The sequence below is a fragment of the Paenibacillus andongensis genome (genome assembly GCF_025369935.1).
In the GTDB taxonomy this organism is placed as follows: domain Bacteria; phylum Bacillota; class Bacilli; order Paenibacillales; family NBRC-103111; genus Paenibacillus_E; species Paenibacillus_E andongensis.
On sequence record NZ_CP104467.1, the window covers coordinates 1,899,935 to 1,920,476 of the forward strand.

Below are 20,542 nucleotides of genomic sequence, written 5' to 3' on the forward strand. Positions count from 1 at the left end.
TAAGTCAACTCATTTTATCATAGATCGTTTACTGGGGGTATGAAATTATGGAAAATTCGAGCAGAATCGACACGCGCTCTTCAGCTGCCTTTCAAGAAGCTAAGAAGATCATTCCTGGTGGAGTGAATAGTCCTGTTCGCGCCTTCAAGTCAGTTGGTTTAACACCTTTGTTCATGGAGAAGGGCTCAGGTTCTCGCGTAACGGATATTGACGGCAATACTTTTATCGATTATGTAGGATCTTGGGGCCCACTAATTGTAGGACATGCTCACCCTGTCGTGCTGGAAGCCATTAAAAGTACGGCCGAGAAGGGGACGAGCTTCGGTGCTCCGACGCTTCTAGAAACGGAAATGGCAAAGCTGGTTATAGAACGCGTGCCGTCGATTGATATGGTTCGCATGGTGAATTCAGGGACGGAAGCGACCATGAGCGCCCTACGGTTAGCCCGCGGATTTACGAAGCGTGATAAGATCGTGAAATTCGAAGGAAGCTACCATGGACATGCAGATGCATTGCTGATCAAAGCTGGCTCAGGTGTAGCTACATTAGGCCTTCCGGATAGTCCAGGGGTTCCGAATAGCGTAGCCTCGAATACGATCACCGTGCCTTACAATGATTTGGCATCCGTCCAATTAGTCTTTGAAAAGTTTGGGGAAGAAATCGCCGCTTTAATTGTAGAGCCGATTGCAGGGAATATGGGCGTAGTGCCTCCAGCAGAAGGATTTTTGCAAGGTTTACGTACGATTACGCAGCAATATGGTTCCTTGCTAATATTTGATGAGGTAATGACGGGTTTTCGTGTGCATAAACACTGCGCTCAGGGCTTGTACGGCGTTACGCCTGATTTAACATGTCTAGGTAAGGTCATTGGCGGAGGACTGCCTGTTGGCGCTTATGGAGGCCGACTGGACATTATGGAGCAGATTGCTCCTGCAGGTCCAATCTATCAGGCGGGAACTTTATCCGGTAATCCGCTAGCGATGGCAGCTGGCTTCGCTACGTTATCCTTATTGGGTGAGCCCAATGTGTATGAGGAACTGGAACGCAAGTCCGCGAAGCTGGAAGCTGGATTTGCTGGGAATGCAGCTGAATTTGGTGTAGCAAGCACAATAAACCGAGTAGGGTCCATGATATGTCCATTCTTCACCGAGCAGAAGGTCACGAATTACGATACAGCCAAAACATCTGATCTGGCTAAATTTAATGCTTATTTTGGCCATTTGCTGGATTTGGGAGTTTCGGTTGCACCTTCGCAATTCGAAGGGATGTTTGTATCAACGGTACACTCCGATGAAGATATCGATGCCACAATCGATGCTCATCGCGAAGCTTTGAAACGATTATAAGTTTGTGAACATACAAAGACCTGGCCAATGCGGCCAGGTCTTTTGCGATTTATGTAGAAGAATTTATTCTGTTTTTACTGTAGGAGGAACGGTTGGAGATGGCAATGTACTATTCCCGTTGTTTGTTTGCCCTTGGATAGGGCTTGTATTCGGTGTAGGCGTCGGGCTTGGCTTTGATGATGTGGAAGCTCCTGGTGAAGAGCTTCCTATGCCAGTGCCAGAACCTGTGCCTGCATTTCCGTTGCCAGTGCCCGTACTCGGAGATGGACTTGGCTTCGGTGAAGGCGTCGGTGAAGTTTCAGGCTTCGCTGATGAACTTGGTTTGACCGTCCCATTATCTGATCCTGAAGGTGGATTAGATGTGCCGTTTTTACCAGCTTCACTGCTGGATTCAGGCTTGGTAGACGTTGTTGACTTCGGTGTAGCTGTTGCTTTAGGCGGGTTCGCTTTTTTAGTTGCTTGTTCTTTCAAGAAGTCAGGGTGGTCATAAGCACCGCCTGGATCGATTGTCGTAAGTCCTTCCCAAACGTTCTTCACTTTAACTTGGTCGGGATGATCAAAAACTAAGAAAGCGGAAGGTAAGCGACGCTCTCCATAACGGCTAGAAGGTTTCGTGATCAACTCATCATTGTATACCATCTCGGAGGAAGCTCCGCCATCCAAGAAGCCAGCATTTATGACGCCATCTTCAAGGAACATATCCTGTACTTCTTTGAGAGTTGCGCCTACACTGTGTGTTTGCCGGCCGTCGATCACGATGAAGATAACCGTACCGTCGGCTTTTTGTCCGACAGCGGTACGAGGTGCGCGTCCCCATCCTCCGTCACCGCTCGTAATGAGCGGTTTTCCATTAGCGATAACGCGTGGGTAAAAGGATACAGCTTCCGTAACACCCAGCTTCAAAAGTTCGTTAATTGTGTATTTACCGATAATAAGCGTTCCTTCTTTGGTAAATCCTACAATATGTTGAGCAATGCTGCCTTCTTGGTCGGTATAAAGTATATTCCCACCGGACATAATAGCTCCAATTGGGGCAAATCCGTTTCCTAATCCGTCCGGATCATTAAATCCGCCGCCATTTACGCCAGCGACAGCACCGGTACGCTGCACCATGGATGTAATTCGCTCCCCTTCACCTTGCTTACCGGGAACGACAACACGAATGGTTCGTGGGTCATACACATACATTTTCTTACCTTTCCAGAACTGACCGGAAATGTCCTCGACTTTTACAAGACTCTCCAAAGGACGATTTTTATTGAATTGAACCGCCCGCAAATCTTGTTTTTCAACAGAGTTGATTTCGGTCAAATTTTGCATTTCAAGAACCATTTGATCTCTACGTTCAGCACCAACGAAAATCCAGGCCCAGTCACGATGCTGCGTGGTAATAACCGTTTTAGCCAAATATTCGCGCAAATCTTTCCCAGGAGGAGTTAGAAATAAGAAGCTTGAACTCAGAAAAGTACAAACAGCTATAATGAGAAAAGTGCGTTTCAGCCAACTATAACTCCGAAAATGCTCTAATATTGAACTACCCAAGGTTGTCCTCTCCTGCTCTATTATTCTATTTGGTATTAGATATTTTGATAAGTAATGTCGAAAAAAAACAATACAAGATTTATATTATCATATTTTAGCATGCAATAGTTATTGGTAATTGTTAAAATAAAGTGTACATAATCCCTATTTTCTTAAGGAGTCATGGATTCTATGAAACGATATTACTTTTTTGATTTTCCAATAGATTTAATGGCCGTTATTTTTGGCTTTCTAGTGATTTTGCTCGTAATCTATTTATCTTTTCGTAAAGGAACACTGAAATGACGGAGTGGAAGCGCAGCGGTGAATGGTTGGAGCTCCCGGTTCCAAATCCGTTATGGAAACCGCTTAAACCGGGAGCTATCGAAGAATTAGCAGTTATGCTGCCAGTTCCTAGAAAGTATTTTCTTCGACTAGCCTCTCAAGGCCTTATCCGGATTCAAGATAACAAAATTCGACTCCATGCGTTTCCTGAAGAGAAGGCTGCTTTCAGACAGGAGTCTTATGATCTTGGCATTTTGTATGAGGACGACTTTTGCCTTGTCGTTAATAAACCGGCAGGCATGTCCGTACATCCAGCAGAAGCAGGGCAAAGCGGTACGTTGGCTTCAGCGGTAGCCTACTATTTTGAATCGACTGGCCAGGCTTGCGGGGTTCGGCACATCCATCGTTTAGATCAAGATACGACCGGAGCTGTACTTTATGCCAAAAATGAGTGGGCGCATGTGCTTCTTGATGAAGCGATGCGTGACAAACGGATTGATAGACGCTATGTGGCGCTAGCTGAAGGCGTATTCCGGAAAAAGCAGGGATCGATAGATGAACCTATCGGTAAAGATCGCTATATCTCAGGCAAACGAAGAGTTTCACCAAGCGGTGATCAAGCGGTAACGCATTATAGGGTTATAGAGCAAATGAAGAAAGCAGCTTTCGTGGAATTAGAGTTAGAAACAGGGAGAACCCATCAAATTCGAGTCCACCTCAGTCATTTAGGCCACCCATTAGTAGGGGATTCTCTTTACGGGGGTTCATCGCGTTTGTTTCATCGACAAGCCTTGCATGGAGAGAGGCTTTTATTCGATCATCCGGTTACTCAAAAGCAGGTCATCGTGCATGCTCCGCTGCCGCAAGATTTCAAGCTTTTACTAGAAGAAGTTTCAGCCCTGTAAAAATGTAGTCATGCCTAGCCCACCCTACCCATATACTTTTAGAGACAAACAAGTAAATGGCCAAACAATCCGAATGCTGTCCAGCATCTGGATTTGATGGAAGGGAGGATTAATTCGGTGTCTGAACAACAACCAGGTTTAAGGTTCGATATCTATGAGCGCGTTCATTTGCAAGAAGATTTGGCGGGGATACAAGAATTAAATGATGTAGAATTGCTTCCTCATATTCAGGTAATTACTTTGGATGATCAGGCAATCCTGAAAGGAAACTTGCTGCTCACGGGTAATTATTTTAGTGAAGAAAGGGATACTCCCAGATCACTAGAGCATCTGATTCCAGTCGAGATCACATTACCTTTAAATCGCATTCATCGTGTGGAAGATATTCAGGTCGAAATTGAAAATTTTGATATTGATCTTTTATCTGCACGAAGTCTGAACGTTACAGGTGTTCTTTCCCTACAAGGTGTCGAAATTGTTTCGGCTCCGCCGGAGAACTGGCGGGAAGAAGAGGAAGTTACCTTCGTTCATGAGGTTAACATCCCAAGTTCCGTGCCACCTATGCCCTATCAGCCGCAACCTTCGCAGGAACCACAGGCAATTCCAACCATACGAGAACCTGTAAATGTACCGTCTATTGCTGCTGCTATTCCATTTGTTGCTCCCGTTCAAAATGAGGTTAATGCTGACGATGGTGTCGTTGTCGTGGAGATTGAACAAACCGAATTAAAAGTGACCCCCCATCAAGAAAGCACGGTGGTTACGGAAGATAAGAAAGAACTCAAAGTCGCCTTTGGCAAAAAGGCGGATGAGGCTGTGGACATCAACCCGTACGGTATTAAATCGCTACTTTCTAAGGCAGGCTCGTATCTTACCGATAAGCGGAATGCAGAAGCAGAAGCGCAAGCTGCACTTGCGGAAGAGAGTCGAATAGATGCTGTAGAGTGGAAGCGACTATTTCTTCAGAGCAGCACAGGATCACAAGAGTTCAGGAAACTAAAACTATGCATTGTTCAAAAAGAAGATACGTTGGAATCTATTGCCAAACGATATCAACTCAACCCGCGTGAGCTTCAACTTCTGAACCGAATGAGTGATCAAGAAATTTCAGTTGGTCAGGTTATTTATCTGCCTAGATAAATAACAGGTTACATAGGCAAGAGCCTCTGGCTGCTTCTAGCGGCTGGGGGCTCTTATTTCATTTTCGTAACATCTATCGGAAGCAAGCATAATTTATACATAAACGGTAATACTGGAATGATATATTGACTCTATTTCAAATGTTCGATATCATATGATGTAAACCATTTTGAGTAATATTGGAAACGTTGATAGGGAGTAGTAGTCGGTAAGCCCTTCAGAGAGTGGAACTGGTAGCGCTGAAAGGTTCCATAGGAAGCAACCGAACGAAGTCGCCCTGGAGTAGTGAATGTGATTGTATGCATCCGTTTAAGCGGTGAGCAGCATTAGCATTCGCCGGCCGCAGCCGTTATCTGTTTGAGAGCCACGCGCTTCTTTTGAAGCTGCGCGGAATGAAGGTGGTACCACGGAAGCAAGCCTTTCGTCCTTTGCGGGCGGAGGGCTTTTTTTGTTTGAATGGATGCCGATGTGAGATGACTTACAGGCCTTATAAGCTTGTTTAACAGAGATAATAGTAATGGAGGTAATCTTATGACAGAAGCTAATGAGACCAAAGAACAATTGCAAATGCCTACTACGTATGATCCTAAAGAAGCTGAGCGCAAGTGGTATGATTACTGGATTAAAAATGAATTTTTCAAAGCGGGCACCCGTCCTGATGCGGAAACCTACACCATTGTGATCCCGCCACCGAACGTTACGGGTATGCTGCATATCGGGCATGCGCTTGATTTCACACTTCAGGATATTATAATTCGCACCAAAAGGATGCAGGGTTATGACGCGCTTTGGCTGCCTGGATCTGACCACGCAGGTATTGCTACTCAAACTAGGGTTGAGCAAAAGCTCCGTGAGCAAGGACAATCACGTTATGATCTTGGACGCGAGAAGTTCTTGGAGACGGTTTGGGAGTGGAAGGAGCTATATGCGAACACGATTCGTGAGCAATGGGCCAAAATGGGCTTCTCACTGGACTATTCGCGTGAACGCTTCACCTTGGATGAGGGCCTATCGCAAGCCGTTCGCGAAGTATTCGTTAGCCTTTATGAGAAAGGTCTCATCTACCGCGGGAATTATATTATTAACTGGGATCCAGCGGCTCGTACAGCGCTATCTGACATTGAAGTAGAATATAAAGAGGTGCAAGGCGCTCTCTATCACTTAGAATACAAAACGACGGATGGGACAGGTTCAATCGTTGTTGCTACGACTCGTCCTGAGACGATGCTCGGGGATACAGCTGTCGCTGTTCATCCCAAGGATGAGCGCTATCAGCATCTCATCGGCAAAATGCTACTTCTGCCTATCGTGAATCGTGAGATTCCGATCATTGCGGATGAGTATGTTGAAAAAGAGTTCGGAAGCGGTGCTGTTAAAATTACGCCGGCTCACGATCCGAACGACTTCGAAGTCGGGAAACGTCACAACCTGCCGCAAGTTCTGGTTATGGACGAATCCGGCACGATGAACGCGAATGCGGGTCCTTATCAAGGCCAAGATCGTTTTGAATGCCGCAAGCAAATTGTCGCTGACTTGAAAGAGCAAGGTGTTCTTATCAAAATAGAGGAACACGTTCATCAAGTAGGTCATAGCGAGCGCAGCGGCGCAGTAATCGAGCCTTATTTATCTACGCAATGGTTTGTGAAAATGCAGCCGCTTGCTGATCAAGCGATTGATGTACAAAAATCAGGCAAAGGCGTTAACTTCGTACCGGATCGTTTCGAGAAAATTTACTTAAACTGGATTGAAAACGTGCGTGACTGGTGTATTTCCCGTCAGTTGTGGTGGGGACATCGTATTCCAGCTTGGCATTGTGCGGATTGCAAACAAATCACGGTAACGCGTGAAGACGCAATGGCTTGCTCGCATTGCCAAAGCACGAACTTGAACCAAGACAACGATGTGCTTGATACATGGTTTAGTTCCGCATTGTGGCCATTCTCCACGTTAGGCTGGCCGAATGAGACGGAGGATATGAAGCGGTTCTATCCGACGAATGTACTGGTTACGGGCTATGATATCATTTATTTCTGGGTAGCTCGGATGATCTTCACTGCTCTTGAATTTACGGATCAAATTCCGTTCAAAGATGTATTGATGCATGGTCTTGTACGGGATTCCGAAGGGCGCAAAATGTCAAAATCACTCGGCAATGGTGTCGATCCGCTTGAAGTTATCGAGAAGTACGGCGCTGATGCCATGCGCTATATGATTTCGACGAGCAGCACACCTGGGCAGGATCTGCGTTTCCGCCTAGAACGTGTAGAGCAAGCGCGGAATTTTGCCAATAAGATATGGAATGCATCTCGCTTTGCTTTAATGAATCTTGAAGGTGTAAACGCAGCGGATATTGATTTAACGGGTCAACTGGGTACGGCAGACCGCTGGATTCTGCACCGCCTGAATGAAACCGTTCGTGACGTGACGCGTCTAATTGACAGCTATGAATTCGGAGAAACTGGCCGCTTGCTGTATAATTTCATCTGGGATGATCTCTGTGATTGGTACATTGAGTTTAGTAAATTAAGCTTATATGGGGCAGATGCAGCTGTTAAGAGTAAAACGCAGTCCGTACTTGCTTACGTTCTTGATCATACACAACGTTTGATTCATCCGTTCATGCCTTTCATTTCAGAAGAGATTTGGCAGCATCTGCCGCATGTGGGAGAGACCATTACGCTTGCATCTTGGCCAGTAGAGAATGAGGCTTTCGAATCGCCTGACGCTGTTCGTGAGATGGAACTCTTGATGGACGTAATTCGTTCCGTTCGTAATATTCGTTCCGAAGTGAATGTGCCGATGAGTAAGAAAGTTGAACTGCTTGTAAAGCCGGCTAGCAGCGAAACGCTGAGCATACTCCGCAGCAATGAAGAATACCTGAAGCGTTTCTGTAACACATCCCTGCTCCAAATCGACGCAGAGATGGCAGCTCCGGAGAAAGCAATGACGGCTATCATTACAGGAGCAGAGCTTTTCTTGCCGCTGGCTGGTCTTATTGACATTGCGCAAGAGCTCACACGCTTGGATAAAGAATTACAATCTTTGCACGGTGAAGTAGAGCGTATCGAGAAGAAATTGGGCAATGAGGGCTTTGTGGCCAAGGCGCCAGCCAAGGTCATCGAGGAAGAAAAAGCAAAGCTTGCTGATTATGCCGATAAGCGAGACAAAGTGATCGCTCGATTGGCGGAGTTAAAAGGATAATTGCGGTAAAACAAACGAATGCCTAGTTACGAAAACAAGCTGATTCATATAGTAAATGAGGATGAGATCGATGGATAAAATCAAAGACACCCCTTCGGCTGAATTCCAGACCGCGCAAGAAGCCATTGCTTGGATTGTCGGCCGGATGGAGAAGCTCGGCATAAAACCGGGACTTCAACGAATGCAGATGTTAATGGAGAAACTAGGGCACCCCGAACGCAGGCTGAAGTTCATTCATGTGGCTGGGACGAATGGTAAAGGCTCTACATGTGCCTATCTTTCTTCTGTGTTGCAGGCTTGCGGGTATGACGTGGGTACATTCACCTCTCCTTATTTGGAGAAGTATACGAATCGTATCCAAGTGAACGGGTCCGACATTCCAGACGACGTGCTGCTCAGACTGGTGAATGATATGAAGCCAATCGTAGACGAAATTGCAGAGACTGAGGTCGGTCCTCCGTCAATGTTTGAAATTTCGACCGCACTAGCGATTATGTATTTCGGCAAAGTGGCATATCCCGATTACGTAGTATGGGAAACAGGTCTCGGGGGAAGGCTGGATAGCACGAATATAGTGAATCCTGTCGTCACCATCATTACGAATGTCGGCCATGACCATATGGAAATCTTGGGAGATACACTCGAATTAGTAGCAGCAGAGAAAGCAGGAATTATTAAAGCTGGTGTACCCGTCATTACCGCTGTCCAGCCCCATGAGGTTTGGCGTGTGATCGATCAAACAGCCAAGGCGAAAAAAGCAACACTCTACTCTCTTGGCGGACAATTCAATTTCACGAATGTGACAAGTGAGCTAGATAGCCAAACTTTTGATTTTAGCGGGCCGTTTCGAAATATTACTAGTGTGCCGATTTCACTAAACGGAGAACACCAATTGAAGAACGCAGCAGTGGCCGTAATGACGCTTGAAGTTCTTCGTCAATATTATGCGTGCATCGTAGATGATGAAGATCTGTTCAAAGGACTCAAGGAGACACGTTGGCCGGGCAGACTTGAGATGGTTTCGAGCAAGCCTCGTATATTACTCGATGGCGCTCACAACCCTGAAGGGGCCGCAACACTGGCTGCCGCGCTTCAAAGTGTATATACGTACCGGAAGCTTCATATGATGGTAGGAATGCTTTCGACGAAGAATCATACAGGCTACTTAAGGCATATACTACCATTGGTGGATACTCTTATAATTACGGAACCTGATTTTCATAAAAAAGGCGACGCTTCTATGCTTGCTGGGATTGCAAGTGAGCTGCTGCGTGAGATGAATCGAACGGTAGATATCATTGTCGAGCGAGATTGGAAGCTAGCCTTAGAAACACTAACAAGTAGAACTGAGCAGGATGATCTGGCGGTCGTATCCGGCACGCTGTATTTAATCTCTGATGTTCGTTCTTGGATTACCTATCAAACCGATTCTGAAAAAGGATGGTGAGAACGGCGTGAGTCAAGCAGAACACGTACATTTTATAGGCATCGGCGGATACGGCATGAGTGCCATTGCCAAAGTCATGCTGGAAATGGGATACCGGATATCTGGTTCCGATCTGGCACAGCAAGAGCTTACAGAAAAGCTGAAAGCGAAGGGTGCGCAAGTTTTCATCGGACATGAAGCTACGAACGTGTCAGGAGCCGATTTAGTTGTGTATTCAACCGCTCTGGCCAAAGATAACGTAGAAATGCAAGCTGCGGAACAATTGAATATTCCGATTATTCATCGCTCACAAATGCTTGCTCGGCTCATGAACGAGCGCAAAGGCATTGCGGTAGCCGGGGCCCACGGCAAAACAACAACATCATCAATGATTGCTTTAGTCATGGAGATTTGTGGCATAGATCCGACCTATATCATCGGTGGCGAGATCATGAATGTTGGCAGTAATGCCAAGGCTGGCAAGGGTGAATTCGTCGTAGCAGAAGCGGACGAGAGTGATGGAACCTTTCTTCAATATCACCCGACTCTCGCACTTGTGAACAATATAGAAGCGGATCACTTGGAGAATTACAATGGTGATTTCGAGAATTTAAAGAAAGCTTACAAGCAGTTCCTCAGTCAAGTTAGACCTGGCGGGAGAGCGATTGTTTGTAATGATGATACGTTCTTACGTGAAATGATTCCGCATATTGGAAGCGAAGTTATTACGTATGGTATAGATACTGAGGCTGATTATGTTGCAAGCGATATTACGTTAGGTGATCGTAAGGTTACGTTTACTGTTCAGTTCAAAGGGGCGGAACTCGGTCAGGTGAGCTTGTCCGTACCAGGTAAACACAACGTGTATAATGCACTAGCTACACTTATCACTTGTCTGGAAGCAGGACTCCGTTTCGAGAACATTGCAGAAGCCATTCAAGAATTCCGCGGTGCAAAGCGTAGGTTCCAAGTGATGGGAGAAGTTGCGAATATATTGGTCATTGATGACTACGCGCATCATCCTACGGAGATTCAAGCTACCATTTCCGCAGCAAAAGCAACAGGCAAACGGATCATAGCTGTATTCCAACCGCAACGTTACACGAGAACCTATTATTTATTTGAACAGTTCAGCCGCTCATTCGATGAAGCTGATGAGGTTATTATTACGGATATCTATTCACCAGCCGGCGAGAAGCGAATTGAGGGAATAGATTCAGCCAAGCTGACCCAATTGATCCGCAGTAACAGCAACCCGAATGTTCAGCATATGGCAACTCGAGATGAGGTACTTACTTATCTGATTCAGCATGTGCAGCCTGGTGACTTGGTGTTAACCATGGGAGCGGGCGACATCTGGAAAACAGCGGATGGTTTAGCCAAATCGCTGCGTAAAAAGTACGAAGCGAATAGTTAGAAGAAAGATCGCTGCAAGCCAAATGGCTGGAGGCGGTCTTTTTTTGCTGAAAGAAACATAATGGGGTTCTCTCAATCATAATCTAGTAACAGAAGATTTGGACAAGACGACGCGGCGCTATGCCCGTTTCCAAATAAATATTACGAGGAGTGATTGAGAGATGAATAAGAATAAAGCAAGAATAACCTACCGTTTCGATCCACAAGAAAGGTCGGAATCGACCCGTAGAGCATCGCGCGTACCTGATCAAGAGGAGAAAGTGATACCACTCTATCAGGAAGAGTTTAAGGTTATAGATTCTACGATTGACCGTCATACTTCGGATGAGGTGACTCCTTATCATCAAGCGGAGAGGGAGCAAGTCGAACAAATCTTTGAACCTCATGCTTTAAATACGTTCACGACGGATTTTGGAAGCTGGAACAGTCAGATTGAATCAGAAGGTGAGCGAGTGGAACGGATCATTCGTGAGTCACAGGCGGCCCGAGAGAATCCAACGGTAAGAAATCCGTCAACAGAGAGAGCTGAGCCTACTTCTGACCGACATCGGGATGAGTGGTCAACCTGGACGTCTAAGGAGCCGTATACGGAAGCGGGGACAGGTGCCAGATACGCGAAATCAACGAGTACTCCTTGGATTCGAATTGCTACATCAGTGGCAGGAGCGGTGGTGACGGGGATTGCGTTTGGATTCTTTGTTCTCTCCATGTTTTCAAGCGATCGTGATACCAAAGATACGGCATCGAGTAATCATACGATTACAGTTGCTTCACCTAATGTACAAGCAGCAGTTCCATCGAAAGCGCCAACAGGAGCAACTAAAACGACGACAGATCAAGCATCCTCCCTTCCTGCTTCAGCCTCAGCGGTCACAGCGGTTCAAATTCCTGCGAAATCCTATACTTTCCTTCAAAATGGTGTGTTTAGTAATTTACAGGGAGCTCAAGCTATCCAAGATACCTTGAAGAAGAAAGGACTAGCCACTGCGCTTGACACCACAGATAAGCTAACCGTATTCGTCGGATTTGCCAAAAACCGAGATGACGCTCTCGCTCTAAGAGAACAAGTGCAAACAACGGATAAAACCATTGAAGTTTATATGAAAAATATGGATATCCCTGCGGCCACAGGAATTCGTTGGAGCGGTTCAAAACCGGAGTCGGTTCCAACCTTCATTAGCGAAGGTGATAAACTGGTGAATACGATCAATGGATTGGCGCTTGTTCATTTGGCTGAGACGAAGCCAACCCCGCTGGCTGAAACATCGTTGCAATCGATTCGCTCTTCGCATCAGCTGCTTACGACATTGTCGGCCTCGCTAGGCGAGGGGCTAGGTGATGACACGAAGTCATTCGTGCAAAAAATGACAACGTCGATCAACAGTGCGGTTCAATCCATGGAAGAATACAAGAAGAGTCCTTCCACTGCTATGCTATGGCAAGCTCAATCGTCCATGATGCAGTACATTATTGCTCAGAGAGAGCTGCTAAAGAAAATCAGCGTATCTTAATGAAAAAGCAGTGTGCCCAAAACTCTCAGGAGTTTGAACACACTGCTTTTTATTTGTAGTAGCGATTGAGCATGGCAGCAATCTCTGCACGGGTAATCGTTTGACTTGGTTTAAATTCGGTATCCGTTATACCATCAATGATGCCCTTATTTCTAAGTGCATAAATGGCCTTAGCACTCCATAATGCTTCAGGTACATCGTTGAATGATGCGGAAGACTCTGTTGCCGGAACGGGCTGGCTATTCGTTGTTATAGACGACATTTGCAAAAGGCGATCGAAAAGAAAAGCGACTTCGCCTCGCGTGATCGATTGATTGGGTCTAATCGTTCCATCGGAGTAGCCCTGTAAGAGGTTTAAGTTTTTGGCTTTGGCAAATACAGGGTTTGCCCAATGAGATGACGGCAAGTCTATGTAACTTTGCTCAGCGGCAGATTGGCAGCCATAAACGCTGGATGTCACAGTTCCGCTCGGCTCACAGACGGCTTTCAACTTGCTGAATGTAAATACCCGATCCATTAATGTGAGAAATTCCGCTCTTGTTAAAGCACGATCCGGTTCATAACGATTAGCTATGCCTTCGATGATCCCTTTATTTTTCATCCGCAAAATCGCTTCTCTGGCCCAATGACCAAGTGAATCTGTGAACAATGGCGGTGTGTAGGCAGCAATACCATCCGCAATACCTGCAGCCATTTTAGACCGAACAGAGTCACTTGCAAGCAAAGCTGCGTCGCTTGTTTGGTTAAGAAAGGCTGTCTCCACGAGAATACTCGGAATTGTTCCCATTCTGGCTACATAAACGGCACTTGGAATGAGACCTAAGTTTTTGGTGCCGGCTGCAGCTAGTAGAGAATCCAAAACATGCTGTGCGAGGTCTTTACTATACGGAGTTAATTTTTTCATCGTTTCACTTGCTGGATAGTCTTCTTGCGGATAATCATTGTCGTAGTAGAGAACCATAGTTCCCTTCGTTTTGCCGTCCGGATGCGAATTGGCGTGGATAGATACGAATAAATCCGCTTTTTGAGCATTTGTGAATTCGACTCGCTGCGCAAGTGACCAATAGGAGTCATCTGTTCTTGTTAAGACGACTTCGTAACCTTTTGCGACGAGCTCGTCCCGTACCTTCTGGGTGATGTCCCAATTGACATCTTTTTCAAGCAACCCGTTTATACCGGTCGCTCCAGGATCACTACCACCATGTCCGGCATCGAGGACAACTTTGTAAGCGAAGGCTTGATAAGGAAATGCAAATGTAAGGAATAAGGATAAAAGGATAAGTCTTTTAAGTAGAGTCATAAGTTGAAATCCCTCCGCTAACTATCTTACTAGGATCGGCTTACGTTGTAAGCTGGTAAGAAACGCCACCCTATCCTATTTTTACTTGGAAAAAAGAAGAGTCTACCCGTATAATAGGGCTTGTACATAAAGAGAGGATGACAGGAATGAAAAAAGGTACCTTCACATTGATCGTATTTTTAATCGTCGGCTTAATTACCGGGATTATCATAGGCCAGCTGCTGGCTGCAGTGCCTGCTCTCGCATTTTTGACCAAATCGGCACAAATTTCATGGGAGCCCAAAGCTGATTTACAAGTCGTGAAATATGAGTTCCATCTTTTGGTGAAACTAAACCTGTGCAGTATTCTTGGATTAGTAGGGGCGTACCTCCTGTATCGTAAGGTGTAACTGGATTGCATTAAGAAAACCATAGTAAATAACAATCAGCTAGGAGTTGTTTCTTTTGAGTCATTCCCCTAAACAAAGACTTATTCTTGCTTCGTCTTCGCCGCGGAGGCAGGAACTCATTCAATCACTTGGTTTACCCTATATCATTCGAGTGAGTGACGCAGATGAGACCGTCGAAGAAAAAATATCGCCATCTGAACTCGTAGAAGTGCTCTCTTTGCGTAAAGCTTCAACTGTTCTAGAAATGCTTGAAGCTAGTGAAAAAGAAGGAATCATCATCGGATCGGACACCGTCGTTGTCTATCAAGATGAAGTTTTGGGTAAACCGGTGGATGAACAGGATTCTTTCCGGATGCTTAAAGCACTGCAAGGCAGTACGCATCAGGTTTATAGTGGAGTTGCTTGTGTGGACGCGGCTACAGGTAAGCAGGTTGTCTCTCATCGTGTGACTCATGTGAAGATGAAGATTATGTCTGACGCACAAATTCATCGTTATATCGCCACTGGAGAACCTAAGGATAAAGCAGGTTCCTATGCGATTCAAGGGATCGGAGCAACGATCGTGGAATCGATTGAAGGTGATTACTTTACCGTTGTTGGATTGCCGCTTTCTCTACTCAGTGATCTGCTGCTAAGCTTTGAAATTCAAGTTCTATAATCACTTGATCCTAGCTGGAAATTATGTCTAAAGTAGGACGCATACATTGACTGTGTAATCTGTAACGGTTACAATGACAGTAAGCGACATGACTTCGCATTCTTCTGGGAGGTATTTGGCCATGAACAGCGAATTTACAATAGCCGTCCACAGTCTCGTATTTCTGGCTCATTTGCCCGATCATATGGCAACCAGTGAAGAAATTGCTGCGAATGTATCCACCCATTCTGCTCGTATACGTAAAGTTATGGGCTTTCTACGAAAAGCAGGTTACGTTTCTACGAAAGAAGGGATCGGTGGCGGATTCATACTTAGCTGCAATCCGGACGAGGTGACACTCGGCGAAATTTACCGACTAACTTGTCATGGTTCCTTGAAACCGAGCTGGTGCTCTGGTGATGAGAATAAGACCTGCGTCATTTCATCTAAAATGGATTTTTTGATGGGGAAGGTTTTCATTGACGCAGAGAAGCAGATGGAAATATACTTTGATGGACATACCATCGGCAGTATGCTGGAACAAATCAGAGCATTCGAGTGTCCACAATCGAATAAAGAGCAATTGTCCTAGAAGCCCTCGGATCTTACAAATCCGCGGGCTTTATTTTTGTTTTATGGGCACTTATCCGAATGAATGGGATGCGAATAAGTAACACAACCTACATAATGAAAGAGGGGAATTCATGGAAGTCACAAGCTTGATGCTACGAGAAGTACCACAGGAGGAAAGACCTAGAGAGCGAATGCTCCAATACGGAGCAGGTGCATTAAGTCATGCAGAACTCCTGGCCATTTTACTTCGAACAGGGACGGTGTCGGAGTCTGCGCTGAGGCTAGCAGGTCGTATATTAAGTGAAAGCGGCGGGCTGCGCAGCCTTGTTGACATGAGCAAAGACCAGCTTACCCAAATCAAAGGAATCGGCGATGCGAAGGCTTTGCAAATTCAAGCTGGGATCGAGCTTGGTCGAAGATTGGCCAAGAGTACATTTGCGGAGCGAGTTATTATTCGTTCTCCCAAGGATATTGCAGATTTAGTGAGTGAAGATCTTCGCTATTTGCAGAAGGAACATTTCGTTTGCTTATTTCTCAATACAAAGAACCATTTGCTTGCGCAGGAAACATTATCGATGGGCAGCCTCAACGCATCTATTGTTCATCCTCGCGAAGTGTTTCGTGCGGCAATCAAACGCAGCAGTGCTTCGATCATCTGTGTGCACAATCATCCAAGCGGTGATCCAACGCCAAGTCCGGAGGATATACAGCTCACTCATCGGCTAATGGAAGCGGGAACTATAATTGGTATTGAAGTGCTTGATCATGTTATCATTGGTGATCAGAGATTCATAAGTTTGAAGGAACAAGGCTTTATGTAATATAATAGATATCGCAATAGGAAAGGAGCAACTACCATGTTCGGTGGTTTTACCAAAGATTTAGGAATTGATTTAGGTACAGCGAATACACTGGTTTATGTAAAAGGCAGAGGAATTGTCGTTAGGGAGCCGTCCGTGGTTGCTCTACGTACTGATACAAAAACAATCGAGGCTGTCGGAGATGCCGCTAAAAAAATGATCGGTCGTACACCAGGAAACATTCGCGCAATTCGTCCAATGAAGGATGGGGTAATTGCTGATTTTGAGACGACCGCTACGATGATTCGCTACTTCTTAAGACAAGCACAGAAGCAGCGTTGGTTATTCGCGCGCCACCCGAATGTCATGGTTTGTGTGCCTTCAGGCATCACAGCTGTTGAGAAGCGTGCTGTTGAGGATGCGACGAAACAGGCTGGAGCTCGCGAAGCTTACACCATTGAAGAGCCTTTCGCAGCAGCGATCGGTGCTGATCTTCCTGTCTGGGAACCAACAGGAAGCATGGTTGTCGACATTGGCGGGGGAACAACGGAGGTTGCTGTCATCTCGCTTGGAGGGATTGTAACAAGCCGTTCCATCCGTATCGCCGGCGATGAAATGGACGAAGCCATCATTCAATACATTAAACGAACGTATAATTTGATGATCGGGGAACGTACATCCGAAACGCTTAAGATGGAAATCGGATCGGCACTTCCAATGGACGAGCCGGAGTCCCTCGAAATACGAGGACGGGATCTTGTTTCCGGCTTACCCAAAACGCTAAGTGTTACATCGCATGAAATTACGGAATCATTAACGGACACAGTGAATGCGATCGTTGACGCTGTGAAGGTTACTCTCGAGAAATGCCCGCCTGAATTATCAGCGGATATTATGGATCGCGGAATTGTACTGACGGGTGGCGGCGGATTACTTCGTAATCTTGACCGACTGCTTGCCAGAGAAACCGGAATGCCAGTACTCGTTGCTGATAATCCGTTAGATTGTGTGGCGATTGGAACGGGTCGCGCATTGGAAAATATCCATTTGTTCAAGAGTAGATCAGGATCCAGTTCGAGATATAAGCGTTAATATTCGTTAGAAGGTGCTAATTTGTTTAAATTTATGGGCAACAAGAGGCTGATTTTTCTGATGTTCGGTCTAGTCTGCTTCTTTATATTGATGGGACTGACACTTGGGAACCGGGGACCTATGACATGGCCGGAGAAATTTGTCAAAGACTCGGTATCATGGACGCAAGGACTACTCTACAAGCCCGCTGCGCAGGTAGCGGGTTTCTTCGAAGATATCCGGCAGCTAAGAGTCATCTACGAGGAAAATAAGACGTTGAAACTGACGCTTACGCAGTATGCACGAGATACACAGCGTTTGAATGAGCTAGAATCACAAAACAAGCGATTAATGGAGGCCCTTGGCTTCACAGAAAGACAGCGTCAGGCTAACGTATATACGTATCGCATTGCTGAGGTCGTAACCATTGATCCGGATCCGTATAATAGCACGGTTACCATTAATTTAGGCGACAAAGATGGCATCAAGGAGAATATGGCCGTCATGACCGTAGATGGGTTGATCGGCAGGGTGAGTAAGGTGTTTGGTTTTCACTCTAATGTTCAATTACTCACGGAAACCAATGACACCGATAATAACTCTAAGGCTATTGCTGTCACTGTGAAGGGGAATGAGAGTCAACCCTTCGGTATGATCGAGTCTTATGACTCCAAAACAGGCGAGCTTGTGATGAACAAGGTTGAACATGCGGACGATATGAAGATCGGGGAAACGATCATTACATCCGGCATGGGGCAAGTATTTCCTAAGGGCATTGAGGTAGGGACAATCTCTTCCATAGGTCCAGGGGAATTCGGCATTACATACAAGGTTATGGTGAAGCCCAAAGCTTCGTTCAATCGTATCCGAGAAGTGTTTGTTGTCGAAGTCCCGGAAGTGAAATGAGGTGAGCCGTTAAGTGATTCGACATCTATTGTGGCTCATTCTACTCGGTTTGTTTATCCTGCAAGGAACTTTGCTTGTTTGGCTGATCCCTTCATCATGGCAATCTAGCGTTAATGTTACACCCCATTTAACACTTGTTTTCATATTGTTTATCGGACTTTTTCATCATCGTCATACCGCATTAATTTATGGGCTTTTGTTCGGACTATTGCACGACTTTAACTATTATGGATCGATGCTAGGTGTATATTCCTTCGGTATGGGGCTTACTGGTTATTTGGCCGGACTGGCACAGCGAAGGCAGCCTAATTTGATTTTTTATAATTTACTCATAACTGGCGTTGGTTTGCTCTTGTTTGAGTTTATTAATTATGGAATTAATCGGTTGTTCAAGCTCATTGATATTGATTTGAAGTTTGCTCTCACCCACTACATGCTTCCGAGTGTTCTATTTAATCTGCTCATCGCCTTGATTTGCTACGTTCCTATCCGCAAGCTGCTTGAAGGAAAGCGGATTGTGCCGTCCGGAAACGAAGATTAATTTTCCAGGCTCTAGGCAGGAGAATTCAGGACATGAACCGAAATGTATAGGTTGGGAGGTCGTAGCGCAATTATGTCCGTAACAAAGCACCATGTGATGATAAAAGGGGTCAAGGATGGCCTTGTTTTTTTGCTAAATGACGCATGCGAATGGCAAGATTTACTGCAAGAGCTGCAGCACAAGCTTGAGAAAACGCATCAACAAATATTGACTGGACCGATTATTCATGTGCACGTTAAATTAGGCAGCCGAGAAGCGACCGAAGAACAGAAGGAAGAAATTCGGTCCGTCATCCGGCAAAAAGGCAACCTGCTTATCCAATCGATCGAAAGTGAGTCGCCTAAAGAGGAAGCTGCAGAAGAGTCTGCGGTTTCTATGACAACGCTCAAAGGAATGATTCGGTCGGGACAAACCCTACACAACGAGGGTGATTTATTATATTTAGGCGATGTTAATCCTGGCGGAACCATTACCTCTACAGGGAACATTTATATAATGGGATCACTTCGCGGCATGGCGCATGCAGGGGTAGATGGCGATGAGAATGCGATTATTGCTGCTTCTCATATGCGTCCCACGCAGCTTAGGATTGCCGGAATTATTAGTCGTCCACCGGATGAATGGGGAATCGATGAGGCTTTCATGGAATTTGCCTATGTAAAAGAAGGTAAAATGGAAATCGATAAGCTGCACCAGCTTCATCGTATCTGGCCGGAATCGAATGTAAAATAATCATTTGTAATTGTAAAAATAGCGTGTGGGGTGAGGAAATATGGGAGAGGCAATCGTCGTCACTTCAGGAAAAGGTGGCGTTGGTAAGACAACGACATCTGCGAATCTTGGAACGGCACTAGCGCTTTTAGGGAAAAAAGTTTGTATGGTAGATACCGACATTGGTCTGCGCAATCTGGATGTGGTCATGGGTCTGGAAAACCGTATTATTTATGATCTTGTGGATGTTGCAGAAGGCCGCTGCCGTTTGCCGCAAGCATTGATTAAGGATAAGCGCTTTGATGAGCTTTATCTTTTGCCAGCTGCTCAAACGAAGGATAAGCATGCCGTATCCCCAGAGCAAGTAAGAGATATTATCTTGGAGCTCAAAAAAGATTTCGAATTTGTCATAATTGACTGTCCAGCTGGCATCGAACAAGGCTTTAAGAATGCCGTAGCCGGTGCAGACAAAGCGATCGTTGTTACTACACCGGAAAATGCGGCTGTACGTGATGCTGATCGCATTATCGGTTTGCTGGAGAATGAGAAAATTTCCTCACCTAAGTTAGTCATTAACCGCATTCGTCCCATGATGATGAAGAAAGGTGAGATGCTGGACATTGATGAAATATGCTCGGTACTCGCCATCGATTTGTTAGGGATAGTTCCAGATGACGAGCATGTGATCAAAGCAGCCAACTTAGGTGAACCCACCGTAATGAATCCGTCGTCGCGCGCAGCGATTGCTTACCGCAATATCGCTCGTCGTATTCTGGGCGACACGGTGCCGCTCATGCAATTGGAGGACAAAACCGGCTGGGTCAAACGTATGAAAAAGTTTATCGGAATAGGATGATAGACCC

At 45.6% G+C, this 20,542-nt stretch carries 18 protein-coding genes and 1 other annotated feature; of the genes, 16 read left to right on the plus strand and 2 right to left on the minus strand.

What is annotated here, in order from left to right:
• Positions 1–47: 47 nt before the first annotated feature.
• Positions 48–1,346: a glutamate-1-semialdehyde 2,1-aminomutase gene (gene hemL / locus NYR53_RS08780; protein ID WP_261304819.1), complete on the plus strand. Its 1,299-nt coding sequence runs from the start codon at positions 48–50 to the stop codon at positions 1,344–1,346.
• 63 nt (positions 1,347–1,409) lie between these two features.
• On the opposite strand, the gene NYR53_RS08785 is transcribed toward hemL, so the two are convergent.
• The gene (locus NYR53_RS08785; RefSeq protein ID WP_261304820.1) at positions 1,410–2,888 is read right to left on the minus strand and encodes a phosphodiester glycosidase family protein; all 1,479 of its coding nucleotides are present in this window, start codon (positions 2,886–2,888) and stop codon (positions 1,410–1,412) included.
• Positions 2,889–3,169: 281 nt separating this feature from the next.
• On the opposite strand from NYR53_RS08785, the gene NYR53_RS08790 reads away from it, so the two are divergent.
• From NYR53_RS08790 to NYR53_RS08815, 6 genes are all read left to right on the plus strand, one after another.
• On the plus strand, positions 3,170–4,057 hold the full coding sequence (locus NYR53_RS08790; RefSeq protein WP_261304821.1) for an RluA family pseudouridine synthase: 888 nt from the start codon (positions 3,170–3,172) through the stop codon (positions 4,055–4,057).
• A gap of 117 nt (positions 4,058–4,174) precedes the next feature.
• Positions 4,175–5,197: a LysM peptidoglycan-binding domain-containing protein gene (locus NYR53_RS08795; RefSeq protein WP_261304822.1), complete on the plus strand. Its 1,023-nt coding sequence runs from the start codon at positions 4,175–4,177 to the stop codon at positions 5,195–5,197.
• 179 nt (positions 5,198–5,376) lie between these two features.
• Positions 5,377–5,629, plus strand: a binding site (T-box leader).
• Positions 5,630–5,728: 99 nt separating this feature from the next.
• Positions 5,729–8,398: a valine--tRNA ligase gene (locus NYR53_RS08800; protein WP_290428990.1), complete on the plus strand. Its 2,670-nt coding sequence runs from the start codon at positions 5,729–5,731 to the stop codon at positions 8,396–8,398.
• A 70-nt stretch (positions 8,399–8,468) separates the two neighbouring features.
• Positions 8,469–9,845 (plus strand): bifunctional folylpolyglutamate synthase/dihydrofolate synthase, encoded by a 1,377-nt coding sequence (locus NYR53_RS08805; RefSeq protein WP_437180137.1) that lies wholly within the window; start codon positions 8,469–8,471, stop codon positions 9,843–9,845.
• A 7-nt stretch (positions 9,846–9,852) separates the two neighbouring features.
• Positions 9,853–11,241, plus strand: coding sequence for a UDP-N-acetylmuramate--L-alanine ligase (gene murC / locus NYR53_RS08810; protein WP_261304824.1), 1,389 nt, complete (start codon positions 9,853–9,855; stop codon positions 11,239–11,241).
• Between the two features lie 160 nt (positions 11,242–11,401).
• Positions 11,402–12,751: an SPOR domain-containing protein gene (locus NYR53_RS08815; protein WP_261304825.1), complete on the plus strand. Its 1,350-nt coding sequence runs from the start codon at positions 11,402–11,404 to the stop codon at positions 12,749–12,751.
• Between the two features lie 49 nt (positions 12,752–12,800).
• Here the strand turns inward: NYR53_RS08815 and NYR53_RS08820 are convergent, their stop codons facing one another.
• The gene (locus NYR53_RS08820; protein ID WP_261304826.1) at positions 12,801–14,051 is read right to left on the minus strand and encodes an N-acetylmuramoyl-L-alanine amidase; all 1,251 of its coding nucleotides are present in this window, start codon (positions 14,049–14,051) and stop codon (positions 12,801–12,803) included.
• A gap of 146 nt (positions 14,052–14,197) precedes the next feature.
• On the opposite strand from NYR53_RS08820, the gene NYR53_RS08825 reads away from it, so the two are divergent.
• The 9 genes from NYR53_RS08825 (at position 14,198) to minD (ending at position 20,535) form a co-directional block, all read left to right on the plus strand.
• The gene (locus tag NYR53_RS08825) at positions 14,198–14,440 is read left to right on the plus strand and encodes a DUF4321 domain-containing protein (protein ID WP_047675969.1); all 243 of its coding nucleotides are present in this window, start codon (positions 14,198–14,200) and stop codon (positions 14,438–14,440) included.
• A 55-nt stretch (positions 14,441–14,495) separates the two neighbouring features.
• Positions 14,496–15,098 (plus strand): Maf family protein, encoded by a 603-nt coding sequence (locus NYR53_RS08830; RefSeq protein WP_261304827.1) that lies wholly within the window; start codon positions 14,496–14,498, stop codon positions 15,096–15,098.
• 121 nt (positions 15,099–15,219) lie between these two features.
• Positions 15,220–15,669, plus strand: coding sequence for an RrF2 family transcriptional regulator (locus NYR53_RS08835; RefSeq protein WP_261304828.1), 450 nt, complete (start codon positions 15,220–15,222; stop codon positions 15,667–15,669).
• A gap of 112 nt (positions 15,670–15,781) precedes the next feature.
• On the plus strand, positions 15,782–16,471 hold the full coding sequence (gene radC, locus NYR53_RS08840; protein ID WP_261304829.1) for a RadC family protein: 690 nt from the start codon (positions 15,782–15,784) through the stop codon (positions 16,469–16,471).
• A 36-nt stretch (positions 16,472–16,507) separates the two neighbouring features.
• A complete protein-coding gene (locus NYR53_RS08845) occupies positions 16,508–17,542 on the plus strand; it encodes a rod shape-determining protein (RefSeq protein WP_261304830.1) in 1,035 nt (344 codons plus the stop codon).
• Between the two features lie 21 nt (positions 17,543–17,563).
• Complete coding sequence (gene mreC / locus NYR53_RS08850) at positions 17,564–18,427, plus strand: rod shape-determining protein MreC (RefSeq protein WP_261304831.1); 864 nt, start codon at positions 17,564–17,566, stop codon at positions 18,425–18,427.
• Between the two features lie 13 nt (positions 18,428–18,440).
• Positions 18,441–18,968 (plus strand): rod shape-determining protein MreD, encoded by a 528-nt coding sequence (gene mreD, locus NYR53_RS08855; RefSeq protein ID WP_261304832.1) that lies wholly within the window; start codon positions 18,441–18,443, stop codon positions 18,966–18,968.
• A gap of 72 nt (positions 18,969–19,040) precedes the next feature.
• Complete coding sequence (gene minC / locus NYR53_RS08860) at positions 19,041–19,700, plus strand: septum site-determining protein MinC (protein ID WP_261304833.1); 660 nt, start codon at positions 19,041–19,043, stop codon at positions 19,698–19,700.
• A 40-nt stretch (positions 19,701–19,740) separates the two neighbouring features.
• Entirely contained in the window at positions 19,741–20,535 is a 795-nt protein-coding gene (gene minD, locus NYR53_RS08865) for a septum site-determining protein MinD (RefSeq protein ID WP_047675989.1), read from the plus strand.
• Positions 20,536–20,542 lie beyond the last annotated feature (7 nt).